This is a genomic window from Nocardia sp. 149-1B, from assembly GCF_057747975.1.
The window spans coordinates 2,958,089-2,970,793 of the sequence record NZ_CM173233.1 but is presented as its reverse complement, the minus strand read 5'-3'; the positions used below and the strand labels follow the sequence as shown (position 1 = coordinate 2,970,793).

The window sequence follows — 12,705 nt, the reverse complement described above, 5'->3', positions numbered from 1 at the left end:
GCTCCGAGGACCCAGGAGGAAGACGTGGAGAGCCCTATGGCGGACTGCCTGTTCTGCAAGATCGTGGCGGGGGAGATCCCCGGCGACATCGTGCTCGTCACGGAGCGCACGGTCGCGTTCCGCGACCTGAACCCCCAGGCGCCCACGCACGTGCTGGTCGTCCCGAAGGACCACTACGCCAACGCCGCCGAGCTCGCCGCCGGGGACCCCGAGGCCGCAGCGGAGCTGGTGACGGCGGCCGCGGCGGTCGCGGCCGCCGAGGGCCACGACGACTACCGGATCGTGTTCAACACCGGCGCCGGCGTCGGCCAGAGCGTGTTCCACACCCACCTGCACGTGCTCGCGGGGCGGCCGATGACCTGGCCGCCCGGATGAGAGGGCGTCTCCTCGCCACGGTCGTCGCGTTGCTGGCGCTCGTCCTCACCGCCTGCGTCTCCGAGGACGCCGACCGCCGGACCGGCTCGCCGCAGGAGCTGCTCCAGCCCGCCGACCCACCGGCGGTGGTGGGCGACCAGCTCGCCGCCGTACCGGCAGGCAAGCTGCTGCCACTGCGCAGCGGTGAGCAACGGATGACGCTCACGATGCCCGAGGCCTACACGCCCTCCGCGCCGACCGGCGTCGGGACCGACGACTACCGCTGCTTCCTGCTCGACCCCGGTCTGGACCGCGACGTCTGGCTCACCGGCAGCAACGTGCTGCCCGGCAACCCGCGGGTCGTGCACCACGTGATCCTCTTCCGGGTCCCGCCCGCGAAGGTCGCGGAGGCCGAGCGGCTCGACGCCGACCAGGACGGGGAGGGCTGGACGTGCTTCGGCGGCACCGGGATCTCCGGCGACTTCACCAACATCGACGACGCCTCCTGGCTGGCCGCCTGGGCGCCCGGCGGCGACGAGACGAGGCTCCGCGACGGGTACGGCGTCCCTCTCGAGGCCGGCTCGCAGATCGTGATGCAGGTCCACTACAACCTGCTCCAGGGCGCCGAGCCCGACACCTCGAGCACGCAGCTGCGCTGGATGAGCGGCGCTCGCGACCTCACGGCCCTGCACACCTACCTCACCCCGGCGCCGGTCGAGATGCCGTGCCGGCCCGACCACGACGCCTCGCCGTTGTGCGACCGTGACGCGGCCGTCGCGGACGTGATGGCGCGCTTCGGCACTGCCGGCAACACCAACAGCCTGCTCCACCTGCTGTGCGGGAGCCCGGTCACGCCGTCCGCCACGACCTCGTGCACCCGCACCGTCGGGCGACCCATGACGATCCTCGGCGTCGCCGGGCACATGCACCTGCTCGGTCGCTCGCTGAAGATCGAGGTCGACCCGGACACGCCGGACGCGCGGACGATCCTCGACATCCCGCTCTGGAACTTCGACGACCAGCAGACGCGGCCGATCAAGCCGGTCCACCTCGAGCCGTTCGACACGGTGCGGATCACCTGCCACCACGTGCAGTGGCTGCGCGACCTGCTGCCCTCCTTCGCGAGCAGCCGGGACGACCGCTACGTGATCTGGGCCGAGGGCTCGACCGACGAGATGTGCCTGGGCATGCTGCAGGTCGCCTTCGACGACTGAGCGTCACCAGGGCAGGGTGAGCGCCCGGCTCGCCTGCTCGAGCTCGGCGTCGCGACGCTCGCCGCTCCAGCCCAGCTCGGACGCGACGACGCCCGCGACCGCCTCCAGCACGTCGTCGCCCGGGTGGCCGAGCGTCCCCAGGCCGGTACGCCGCAGCAGCACGTCGGCCAGCGTGCGGGCCGACTCGTGCCGGGCGGCGACCAGTGCCTGGGCGACCAGCTCGCCGTCGGCGTCCAGCGGCCGGCCGAGCGAGGCGTCCGACCGGGCGAGGTCGAGCACAGCGTCGAGCTCGGTGCCGTGGTGGAGCGCGAGGTAGCGCACGGTCTCGGCGGCGAAGTCGGGGTGCCGGGCGACCGCGGCCGCGACGTACGGCTCGATGGGACCGGTGTCGCACCCGTGCAGGCTGGTGGTGGCGGTGCGGCTCGCCGGGAGTCGGCGGCCGAGCTTGCGCCCGACCCGCTTCACCACGTCGGCGGCGAACCCGCGGCTGGTCGTGTACTTGCCGCCGGCCGCGGTGAGCAGCCCCTCGACCCCGCCCCGGGCGGCGTCCGCGTGGTCGACGACCTCGGCGGCACGGGAGGCCTCGTAGGTGTCGTCGCCCACGTCCTCGGTGAGCGGCCGGAGCCCGCCGTACGCGTGCTCGACGTCGGCCAGGGAGAGCGGCACCGGCAGCAGGCCGGCCGCGTTGATCGCGGTGAGGAACTCCTCGACGCTCTCGCGGGTCAGGTGCCAGTCGGAGACCGGGCCGCGGTAGGCCTTCTCGGTCGGGCCGATCATGCTGTGCCCCCGCCACGGCGCGCACGAGAAGTGGCCGTGGGGGGTGACATGGAGGGTCATCACGTCCGTGAGCTGCCGGGTGATCAGGTAGATGCCCTCGGACCGCACCGACGGCGGGCTCCCGGCGGAGCCGTCCGTCAACGACGACCCCGCGAGCGTCTCGAAGGCCCACGGGCCGGTCGCGTTGACCACGACCTCGGCCCGGACCTCGCGGGTGCGGCCGGAGAGCAGGTCGCGGACCGTGGCCCCGACCACGCGCGACCCCTCGGTCAGCAGCTCGTCGGCCCGGGTGTGGTTGGACACCAGTGCGCCCGCGGCGGCCGCGGACCGCACGAACGCGAGCGTCAGTCGCTCGGGGCTGATCATCAGGCAGTCGTGGTAGAGCAGCCGCCCGTCGTCCAAGCGCCGGTGGCGGGGGATCCGCTTGGCAGGGTCGCGGACCCGGTTGCGGTCGAACGACAGCACGTCGTACGCCGTGAGACCGGCCCTGACCACGAGCCCGCTGTCGGGGATGACGATCGGGTAGACCGTGACCAGGTTGGGGGCGATGTCGCTCAGGATCCGCCGCTCCCGCAGGGACTCGCGGACCAGCCCGATCTCGAGCTGCTTGAGGTAGCGCAGCCCGCCGTGGATCAGCTTGCCCGTGGCGGCCGAGGTGGCGCCCCCGTAGTCGCGTTCCTCGACCATCGCGACGCTCAGCCCGCGGCTGGCCGCCTCGTAGGCCACCGCGGCGCCCGTGATGCCACCGCCGACGACCAGCACGTCCACGGCGACCGGCTCGGTGCCGGGCTGCTCGACGAACCTCCCGAGCGTGTACGGCGCGGTGGACCGGGCGGTCATCGCGCAGCGCCGAGCATCTCGGTGAGCTCGCGGCGGAAGGCGTCGCGCTCGCTGGCGATGTCGAGCGTGCTCATCCGCAGCACGACCACGGGCAGCCGCCAAGCGGCGATCTCGGCCTCCGTCATGCCGGTGCGCGAGCGGTACTCCGCGAGGTAGGTCGACAGCACCACCTTGCGGACGGACTGCACGAGGATGCGCTTGAGCAGCGGGGTCCCGGGCCAGAGCTCGGCATCGCTGAGCAGCAGCACGGTCATGGCGACGTCGGCGGCGGGGTCGCCGCGCAGAGCCGTCTGCCAGTCGATCACCTCAGGGTCGGCGGAGTGTCCGCCGTCGTGGGCGAAGACGTTCTCGGTGTGGAAGTCCAGGTGGAGCACGCGGTCGCCGGCGGGGAGCGAGCGGATCGCGGCGCGCGCGAGCTCGCGTTGCGAGTCGGTCAGGAACGCGAGCGGCGCGGTGTCGAGGGCGGTGTCGGCGGCGTCGCGGACCTCGGGGAGCACGGACGTGGATGCCTGGTGCACGCGCGCGTGGGTGCGGGCGAGCGTGCGCGACCCCGACCGCAGGGTCAGCGGGTTGCGCTCGGCCAGCCGGGTCAGCGAGTCGCCGTGGAGCCGGTCGAGCAGCAGGCCGGGCCGGTCCTCGACCTGGACCTGGCCGTGGCACGCGATCGTGGTGAGCCCGAGGCGATGGGCCTCGGTGCTGGCGACCACCTCGGCGGCGACCAGCGCGGCGTCGTACTCCGCGGGGAACAGCTTCACCACGAGGTCGCCGGTGGGCCAGCGCAGGATCTCCGCGCTGCGGCCGACCGCGATCGGCTCGCCCAGGTCGCCACGCCGGACGCTCACGGCCCCTCCGTCCCGGCGGCGCGGGGCGCGCCGTATCCGGTCGCGAGCGCGACCTCGATGACGGCGACCTGCTGGGCCTCGGTGAGTGCGCGCGGGGTGCCGAGGGCGGCCGCCCGCCAGTAGAGGTCGGCCGCCCACTCCAGGAGCAGCGCGTTGTCGGCCGCCTTCGTGAGGTCGGAGCCGAGGGCCACGGTCCCGTGGTGGGCAAGGATCGCGGCCTGCTTGCCGGCCAGCGCGGTGCGTACGGCGGCCGCGAGCTCGGGGGAGCCGAACACCTCGAACGGTGCCACCCGGATCGCGCCGCCGATCGCGAGCTGCTGGTAGTGCACGCACGGCAGCTCGTCGACCACGAGCGAGACGGCGGTGGCCGCGGGGGAGTGGGTGTGCACGACGGCGCCGCCGCGCTCGCGCAGGGCGTCGAGGTGGAGCTCGAGCTCGGAGGTGGGGGCGAGATCTCCGGCCAGCTGATGCCCGCCGAGGTCGAGCACGCTCACCTGGGCCGGCTCGAGGTCGGCGAGCACGACCCCGGTCGCGGTGATGGCGACCTCCGGGCCGGTGGGACCGTCGAAGCGGAGGCTGACGTTGCCGGCGGTACCGATCACCAGGCCGGCGTCGGCGAGCCGGCGGGCCGTGGCGGCGACGTACCGACGGGCTCGCTCGCGGGCGTCGCTGCTCGTCGTCACAGGGGATGCGGTGGTCATGGCGTTATCGTCAGTCCGAGCAGAACCAGTATCAACTCTGATTCGGGGAGGCCCGCATGGACCTGCCGGCCGGCGCGCTGCGCCGGGTGCCGCGCCAGGCGCGCGCCCGCGACAAGGTCGAGCGCGCCCTCGCGGCCGCCGAGGTCCTGCTGGAGCGCGAGGGCGTCGCCGCGATCACGCTGATCAGGGTGGCCGACGAGGCCGACGTCTCGGTCGGCGCCCTGCACCAGTACCTACCCGACCGCGAGTCGATCCTGGCCGCACTGTCCGCGGACTACCACTCCCGGCACGAGGCCCTCATGGACACGCTGGTGAGCGACCTCCTCGACCGCGCGGGCGATCGCGATGCCGATCCGGTCGGTTCGATCGTGGCGGCGGTGGCGCTGTTGTACGGCGAGCAGACGGGCAGCCGCGCCCTACGGGCTGGTCTCCAGAGTGCCGCTCAGCTGCGGCTGGCCCGCGAGCACAAGGAGCGGATGGTCGCCAAGGTGCACCAGCTGCTGACGGGATACGCCATCGTCGGCACCGCGGACGACCAGGTGGCGCGGACGGTCTTCTTCGCCGCCGACGCCCTCATGCACGAGGCCTTCGGCGAGCAGGAGAACGGCGACCCGCGGCTGCTCGCGGAGCTGGAGCGGCTGCTGCGTGCCTACCTCTCGGCCGTGCCGCACGACGCGGCACAGTGAGGCGGGCTCACCAGAGGTAGAGCAGCCGCAGCGCGGAGAACAGGACCGGCAGGCCGAACACGACCAGCAGTGCCCACGCGGTGATGCGGTGACCGAGCTTGGCGGAGTCGAGCCGGCCGGCGAAGTCGAGGATCGCCCCGTCGGGGACGTGGTGGGTCAGACCCATCCGGCGCGCGTCGGGGGGCAGGTGCTGCCCGGCGAACCAGTACGGCGGCGCCGGGCGGTCGGGGTCGTCGTCGAGCGCCCAGTCCTCGGCGTACGGATCGTCGTCCGCGTCCCCGTGCCCTCCCCGGTACATGCGGTCACGCTACTCGCAACTCGCTGGGCCGGCCGACGACCAGCCCGTACGATGGAGAGGCTCGATCACCTATCGGAGAGGCGCCCCACGCAGGGCTTCCATGACTGACAGCAACCACCCCGGGGACCGCCCGGCGACCGCCACGCGGCACACGGTCGTGATCCCCAACAGCATCAACATGGTCAGTGTGCTCGGGCCCGGCGACGAGTTCCTCGGGATCATCGAGGGCGCCTTCGACGCCGACATCCACGTGCGCGGCAACCGGGTGGCCATGTACGGCGAGCCCGGCGAGGTCGCGCTCGCCGAGCGGCTCATCGACGAGCTGGTCGCGATCATCCGCACCGGCCAGGGCGTGACCAGCGAGACCGTCGAGCGGGTGATCTCGATGCTGCGCGCCGAGACCACCGAGCGCCCGGCCGACGTGCTGAGCATGAACATCCTGAGCAACCGTGGCCGGTCGATCCGGCCCAAGACGCTCAACCAGAAGCGCTACGTCGACTCCATCGACAAGCACACGATCACGTTCGGCATCGGCCCCGCCGGCACCGGCAAGACCTACCTCGCGGTCGCGAAGGCCGTGCAGGCGCTGCAGTCCAAGAACGTCAACCGGATCATCCTGAGCCGCCCCGCGGTCGAGGCCGGCGAGCGGCTGGGCTTCCTGCCCGGCACGCTCAGCGAGAAGATCGACCCCTACCTGCGGCCGCTCTACGACGCCCTGCACGACATGATCGACCCCGAGACGATCCCCAAGCTGCTGGCCGCCGGCACCATCGAGGTCGCGCCGCTGGCGTTCCTGCGCGGCCGCTCGCTCAACGACTCCTTCATCATCCTCGACGAGGCGCAGAACACCACGCCCGAGCAGATGAAGATGTTCCTGACCCGGCTCGGGTTCGGCTCCAAGATCGTCGTGACCGGCGACGTCACCCAGACCGACCTGCCCAGCGGCCAGAAGTCCGGGCTGCGGGCGGTCGAGGAGATCCTCGACGAGGTCGAGGACATCAGCTTCAACCGGCTCACCAGCCACGACGTCGTACGCCACAAGCTGGTCGGCCGGATCGTGGCGGCCTACGACGAGCACGACGCCCGCGCGACCCGCTCGCAGGAGCTCAAGCAGGCCAACCGGCCCGGAACGCGAAGCTGAGCCGATGAGCATCGAGATCCTCAACGAGTCCGGTCGCGAGCTCGACGTCAAGGCGCTGGCCGCGCTCAGCCGCTTCGTCATGGACCGGATGCGCGTGCACCCGCTGGCCGAGCTGTGCATCAAGGCCGTCGACGAGCCGACGATCGCGCAGCTCAACGAGCAGTGGATGGAGAAGGAGGGCCCGACCGACGTGCTGGCCTTCCCGATGGACGAGCTGCGGCCCGGGCTGGTCAACGAGGACCCCGAGGAGGGTGTGCTCGGCGACCTGGTGCTGTGCCCCGATGTCGCCGCCCGTCAGGGCGAGACCGCCGGCCACGGCACCGAGGCCGAGATCGAGCTCCTCACCGTCCACGGCATCCTCCACCTGCTGGGCTACGACCACGCCGAGCCGGAGGAGCACAAGGAGATGTTCGGGTTGCAGGACGAGCTCCTGGCGGCCTGGCGGGCTCAGTGATCGGCTCAGTGATCGTCCAGTGAGCCTCTGGCTGCTCCTCGTCGCGGCACTCCTCGTCGTCCTGGCCGGGCTGTTCTCCGCGGCCGACGCGGCACTGTCCAGCTTCTCCCGGGCGCGTGCCGAGGAGCTGCTCGACGAGGCGCGTCCCGGCGCCAAACGGCTGGTGGCGCTGCTCGACGACCTGCCGCGCTACCTCAACACCGCGCTGCTGCTGCGACTGTTCTGCGAGATCGCCGCGATCACGCTGGTCGCGCTCGAGGCCGACGATGCCTACGGCGGCACCTGGTGGCCGACCCTGCTGACCACGATCGGCGTGATGCTGGTCGTCTCGTTCGTCGCGATCGGCGTGGCGCCCCGGACGCTGGGGCGCCAGCACTCCGAACGGATCGCGCTCCTCTCGGCCGCACCGCTGGCGACCGTGACCGCCGTGCTCGGACCGCTGCCGCGACTGCTGATCCTGGTCGGCAACGCCCTCACGCCCGGCAAGGGCTTCCGCGAGGGTCCGTTCTCGACCGAGACCGAGCTGCGTGAGCTCGTCGACCTCGCCGAGGCGTCGGCGGTGATCGAGTCCGGCGAGCGGCGGATGATCCACTCGGTGTTCGAGCTCGGCGACACCATCGCGCGCGAGGTCATGGTGCCGCGCACCGACGTGGTCTACATCGAGCGTCACAAGAACCTCCGCCAGACGCTGTCGCTGTTCCTGCGCAGCGGGTTCTCCCGGGTGCCGGTGATCGGCGAGAACCTCGACGACGTGGTCGGCATCGCCTACCTCAAGGACATCGTGCGCCGCGACTTCGAGGCTCCCGACGTCGAGTTCACCCAACGCATCGACGAGGTGATGCGGCCGGCGCACTTCGTGCCGGAGTCCAAGCCCGTCGACGCGCTGCTGTCGGAGATGCAGGCCATGCGCCAGCACATCGCGGTCGTGGTGGACGAGTACGGCGGGACCGCGGGACTCGTCACGATCGAGGACGTCCTGGAGGAGATCGTCGGCGAGATCACCGACGAGTACGACCAGGCCGGCGTGGAGGTCGAGACGCTGGAGGACGGCGCCGTGCGGGTCTCCTCGCGCTACCCGATCGACGACCTCGACGAGCTCTTCGGCTTCGAGGTCGACGAGGAGGAGATCGACAGCGTGGGCGGGCTGATGGCCAAGCACCTGGGCCGGGTGCCGATCCCCGGCTCCGTGGTCGAGGCCCACGGCCTGCGGTTCGAGGCCGAGGGGGTCTTCGGGCGGCGCAACAAGATCGGCACCGTTCTGATCCGCCGGGTCGAGACCGACGATGACACCGAGGAGACCGATGACTGACCTGCCCGGGAGCCCGGAGCTGCCCGCGCTGTCCGCGGAGGACCGCAAGCTCGTGACGCTCGCCCGCGCCACCCGCGCCCGGACCGGCGCCGCCGAAGGAGCCGCCGTACGCGACGCCGACGGTCGCACGTACGCCGCCACCACGGTCGACCTGCCCTCGCTGCGCGTGTCCGCGGCCGGGGTGTGTGTGGCGATGGCCGTGGCCAGCGGCGCCAAGGGGCTCGAGGCCGCCGTCGTGCTCACCGAGGTGGACCGGCTCGACGACGCCGACCTGGACGCGCTGCGAGACCTCGGCGGATCGGGCGTGGTCGTGCACCGGGGCGACGCGCGCGGCACGGTCGCGGAGACCGTCGTCACCTGAACGTGCGGACGGTGAAAGTCCGAAACACATCCGACACGCGGGTGGAGTAGGTTTTACCCTCGTGAGTCTGCGTGGCTGGGCGGCCCATGGCGCCGCCGTCGAGCGTCTCCGGTCCTCCTACGCCGCGATCCCTCCGGGCGCGCCGGTGCGACTGGCGAAGAGCACCTCCAACCTGTTCCGGCCGCGCGCGGCCACGAGCGCTCCCGGTCTGGACGTCTCCGGCCTCGACGGGGTGATCGCGATCGACGCGCTGGCGCGGACCGCCGAGGTGCAGGGGATGTGCACCTACGAGGACCTCGTCGACGCCACGCTGCCCCACGGGCTGATGCCGGAGGTGGTGCCGCAGCTGCGCACGATCACCCTCGGTGGCGCGGTCACCGGGCTCGGCATCGAGTCCACCAGCTTCCGCAGCGGGCTGCCCCACGAGTCGGTCCTGGAGATGGACGTGTTCACCGGCGCCGGCGAGGTCGTCACCTGCAGCCCCGGGCCCGACGGGGAGCACAGCGACCTCTTCGACGCGTTCCCCAACTCCTACGGCTCGCTGGGCTACGCCACCCGGTTGAAGATCCGGCTCGAGGCCGTTCCGGCGTACGTCTCGCTGCGACACGTGCGGTTCGACGACGCCGGCCTGCTCGCGAAGTCGATCGCCGAGATCACCGAGACGCGCACCTACGACGGCACCCGGGTCGACGGCCTCGACGGCGTCGCGTTCGCGCCGGGGGAGTACTACCTGACGCTGGCGACCTGGACCGAGGAGTCCGGTCCCACGAGCGACTACGCGGGCCAGCAGGTCTACTACAAGAGCATCCAGCAGCGGGCTGCCTCGGGGTCCGGGACCGACCTGCTCACGACCTACGACTACCTGTGGCGCTGGGACACCGACTGGTTCTGGTGCTCGGGCGCGTTCGGCGCGCAGCACCCCGTCGTACGCCGGATCTGGCCGCGCCGCTGGCGGCGCTCGGACGTCTACCACAAGCTGCTCGGCCTGGACCGGCGCTTCTCGATCGCCGACCGCCTCGACCGGCGGGCCGGCCGGCCGCTGCGCGAACGCGTGATCCAGGACATCGAGGTGCCCGTGGAGCGGCTCCCGGACTTCCTGGACTGGTTCGACGAGGCCGTCGGCATGCGTCCGGTGTGGCTGTGCCCGCTCGTCGCCAAGCGGGACTGGCCGACATACCCGCTGGCGCCCGGCGAGGTCTACGTCAACGTCGGCTTCTGGGGCACGGTCCACGTCGGCCCCGAAGCCCCCGAGGGACCGCGCAACCGGGCCATCGAGACGAAGGTGCACGAGCTCGGCGGGCATAAATCGCTCTACAGCGAGGCTTTCTACGACCGCGAGACCTTCGACGAGCTCTACGACGGCGACAACCTCGCCACGGTGAAGGGTCGGTACGACCCCCAGGACAGGCTGACCAGCCTGTATGACAAGGCGGTGAAGAGACGATGAGCAAGACCTACACCATCGGCGCGGCGATCGAGTCGCTGATGCGCGACGGGTTGCCCCTGCGGTTCACGGCGTACGACGGCAGCAGCGCGGGCCCGCCGGACGCCGAGTTCGGCATCGACCTGCTCAACGAGCGCGGCCTCTCCTACATCATGACCGCCCCGGGCGACCTGGGCCTGGCGCGCGCCTACGTCGCCGGCGACCTGGACCTCCACGGGGTGCATCCAGGTGACCCGTACGCCGCGTTCAAGCTGATGATGAGCCACACCAAGTTCCGCCGCCCCTCCGCGGCCGAGCTGGTGGCGATCGTCCGCTCGCTCGGGATCTCGCACCTCAAGCCCCCGCCGCCGCCGCCCCAGGAGCACCTGCCGCGCTGGCGGCGGACGGTCGAAGGCGTGCGGCACTCGCTGCAGCGTGACGCAGAGGTGATCCACCACCACTACGACGTCTCGAACACGTTCTACGAGTACGTCCTGGGCCCCTCGATGACCTACACGTGCGCGCTCTACCCGACCGAGGACGCCACCCTCGAGGAGGCGCAGTTCGCCAAGTACGACCTCGTCGCGCGCAAGCTCGACCTCCAGGAGGGCCAGCGGCTGCTCGACATCGGCTGCGGCTGGGGCGGCATGGTCCGCCACGCCGCGCGTGAGTACGGCGTCAAGGTCCTCGGCGTGACGCTGTCTCGTGAGCAGGCCAGCTGGGCACAGCAGGCGATCAAGGAGGAGGGGCTCGACCACCTCGCCGAGGTCCGCTTCATGGACTACCGCCACCTGGAGGAGACCGGGTTCGACGCGATCTCCTCGATCGGGCTCACCGAGCACATCGGGGTGAAGAACTACCCGGCGTACTTCAGCTGGATCCGCGACCACCTGCGCCCGCAGGGCCGGCTCCTCAACCACTGCATCACGCGCCACGACAACGTGCCGCGCGAGACCGGCGCCTTCATCGACCGCTACGTCTTCCCCGACGGCGAGCTGATCGGCTCGGGCACGATCATCACCGAGGCCCAGAACGCCGGGCTCGAGGTGCAGCACGAGGAGAACCTCCGGGTCCACTACGCCAAGACCCTGGCCGCGTGGTGCCGCAACCTCGAGGAGAACTGGGACGCCTGCGTCGCCGAGGTCGGCGAGGGCACCGCGCGCGTCTGGGGTCTCTACATGGCCGGCTCCCGGATCGCCTTCGAGCGCAACGACATCCAGCTCCACCACGTGCTCGCGACCAAGACCGACGCGAGCGGCGAGAGCGGCTACCCGCTGCGCCACACCTTCTGAGAAGTCGGTACGTGACGCGTCGGCCCTGCGCGAGTTCAGTTCGACGAGATCGCCGATATCGGGCGGCGACGTCGTCCTATGGTCGTGGTGGTCAGGACTTGCAGGATGCTACGGTGATCCGACGCCAATGCGGGCGTCGGATATCTCGGGGGTTTCGTTTCGTGCCAAGTCCACGTATTTCGTCATGTCTTGCCGCCGTTGCTCTGTCGCTCGCCGGCCTGGTGGCATTGCCCGCTGCCGGGTGGGGCGGGACGGAGTCATGCCACTCGAACGAAGGCTGGGTGTTCACTCCCCAGGACAACAACGGCCTGATCCTCGATGGCATGGGTAGCCCGACGATCCTCCACAACGGCACGGCCCACCCGGCGTCGCTGTCGCTCAGTCAGACGTCGAGTGGCACGTCCCAGTGGACCGTGAGCGGGTCATGGCAGCCTTCGGGAGGGTTCGACTTCGCCATCATTAAAGCGAGCGTGACGACCACCTACGGCGGTTCCTACACGCGGAGCACGACACACAGCGGCACCGTGACCGCAACGATCTCGGTGGGGGCGAACCACTATGGGATCCTCCAGGGTGGAGTCTTCCGATCGAAGATCGCCGGGGTCTACACCTATAACACCGGCAACTGCACGTACACGGACACGCATTCGGTGACCGTTAAACTCCCGCACCCCGCCGACGGCTTCGACACCGCGGAGAACACCACGGGCAATGTGCCGTGGGATTCCTGATTCGGCTCGCGATCGGGGCCACCCTGGTTGCGACGACGGTGAGTTGCTCCAGCAGCGACGCTGGGTCGTCGGGCGGTAACCGGCCCGTCTCGCCGACGTCCGCGTCAGGGCTGGATCAGTCTCCGACCACCTCACCACCGCCTTCGGTGTCGGCCACCACTTCCTGGACCGACCCGCTCGTGTCGACGAACGTTCGAGACAGGACGGCGCAGCTCGTGCGGACGCCCGAAGAGCGCGGCTCTCAGGTCGTGAAGACGTTCAGCTCGCCTACCTCTACGCTGT

14 protein-coding genes are annotated in these 12,705 nt (G+C 71.2%); 10 read left to right on the top strand and 4 right to left on the bottom strand.

What is annotated here, in order from left to right:
* Positions 1-24 precede the first annotated feature (24 nt).
* On the top strand, positions 25-375 hold the full coding sequence (locus tag AC3ANS_RS14230) for an HIT domain-containing protein (RefSeq protein WP_488292237.1): 351 nt from the start codon (positions 25-27) through the stop codon (positions 373-375).
* Entirely contained in the window at positions 372-1,568 is a 1,197-nt protein-coding gene (locus AC3ANS_RS14225) for a hypothetical protein (RefSeq protein WP_488292236.1), read from the top strand. The genes AC3ANS_RS14230 and AC3ANS_RS14225 overlap by 4 nt, the downstream gene beginning before the upstream one ends.
* A 3-nt stretch (positions 1,569-1,571) precedes the next feature.
* On the opposite strand, the gene AC3ANS_RS14220 is transcribed toward AC3ANS_RS14225, so the two are convergent.
* Genes AC3ANS_RS14220 through AC3ANS_RS14210 form a run of 3 tightly spaced genes read right to left on the bottom strand, consistent with a single transcriptional unit; the run spans position 1,572 to position 4,728 of the window.
* The gene (locus AC3ANS_RS14220) at positions 1,572-3,185 is read right to left on the bottom strand and encodes a glycerol-3-phosphate dehydrogenase/oxidase (RefSeq protein ID WP_488292235.1); all 1,614 of its coding nucleotides are present in this window, start codon (positions 3,183-3,185) and stop codon (positions 1,572-1,574) included.
* A complete protein-coding gene (locus AC3ANS_RS14215) occupies positions 3,182-4,027 on the bottom strand; it encodes an aminoglycoside phosphotransferase family protein (protein ID WP_488292234.1) in 846 nt (281 codons plus the stop codon). Before AC3ANS_RS14215 ends, AC3ANS_RS14220 begins: the two co-directional genes overlap by 4 nt.
* Complete coding sequence (locus AC3ANS_RS14210; RefSeq protein ID WP_488292233.1) at positions 4,024-4,728, bottom strand: class II aldolase/adducin family protein; 705 nt, start codon at positions 4,726-4,728, stop codon at positions 4,024-4,026. Before AC3ANS_RS14210 ends, AC3ANS_RS14215 begins: the two co-directional genes overlap by 4 nt.
* Before the next feature lie 56 nt (positions 4,729-4,784).
* Between AC3ANS_RS14210 and AC3ANS_RS14205 the strand changes: the two genes are divergently transcribed.
* Entirely contained in the window at positions 4,785-5,414 is a 630-nt protein-coding gene (locus AC3ANS_RS14205; RefSeq protein ID WP_488292232.1) for a TetR family transcriptional regulator, read from the top strand.
* A 7-nt stretch (positions 5,415-5,421) separates the two neighbouring features.
* On the opposite strand, the gene AC3ANS_RS14200 is transcribed toward AC3ANS_RS14205, so the two are convergent.
* Complete coding sequence (locus AC3ANS_RS14200; RefSeq protein ID WP_488292231.1) at positions 5,422-5,712, bottom strand: hypothetical protein; 291 nt, start codon at positions 5,710-5,712, stop codon at positions 5,422-5,424.
* A gap of 100 nt (positions 5,713-5,812) precedes the next feature.
* Here AC3ANS_RS14200 and AC3ANS_RS14195 point away from each other — a divergent pair, with 100 nt between their 5' ends.
* The 7 genes from AC3ANS_RS14195 (at position 5,813) to AC3ANS_RS14165 (ending at position 12,423) form a co-directional block, all read left to right on the top strand.
* Complete coding sequence (locus AC3ANS_RS14195) at positions 5,813-6,853, top strand: PhoH family protein (RefSeq protein ID WP_488292230.1); 1,041 nt, start codon at positions 5,813-5,815, stop codon at positions 6,851-6,853.
* 4 nt (positions 6,854-6,857) lie between these two features.
* Positions 6,858-7,307, top strand: a complete 450-nt coding sequence (gene ybeY, locus AC3ANS_RS14190) for an rRNA maturation RNase YbeY (protein WP_488292229.1) — start codon at positions 6,858-6,860, stop codon at positions 7,305-7,307.
* Between the two features lie 19 nt (positions 7,308-7,326).
* Positions 7,327-8,616, top strand: a complete 1,290-nt coding sequence (locus AC3ANS_RS14185) for a hemolysin family protein (protein WP_488292228.1) — start codon at positions 7,327-7,329, stop codon at positions 8,614-8,616.
* Entirely contained in the window at positions 8,609-8,977 is a 369-nt protein-coding gene (locus AC3ANS_RS14180; protein ID WP_488292227.1) for a cytidine/deoxycytidylate deaminase family protein, read from the top strand. The genes AC3ANS_RS14185 and AC3ANS_RS14180 overlap by 8 nt, the downstream gene beginning before the upstream one ends.
* Before the next feature lie 61 nt (positions 8,978-9,038).
* Complete coding sequence (locus AC3ANS_RS14175; protein WP_488292226.1) at positions 9,039-10,424, top strand: FAD-binding oxidoreductase; 1,386 nt, start codon at positions 9,039-9,041, stop codon at positions 10,422-10,424.
* Positions 10,421-11,692 carry a class I SAM-dependent methyltransferase gene (locus AC3ANS_RS14170; protein WP_488292225.1) on the top strand — a complete coding sequence of 424 codons (1,272 nt, stop codon included), beginning with the start codon at positions 10,421-10,423 and terminating at the stop codon, positions 11,690-11,692. Before AC3ANS_RS14175 ends, AC3ANS_RS14170 begins: the two co-directional genes overlap by 4 nt.
* A 281-nt stretch (positions 11,693-11,973) precedes the next feature.
* Entirely contained in the window at positions 11,974-12,423 is a 450-nt protein-coding gene (locus AC3ANS_RS14165; RefSeq protein ID WP_488292224.1) for a hypothetical protein, read from the top strand.
* Positions 12,424-12,705 lie beyond the last annotated feature (282 nt).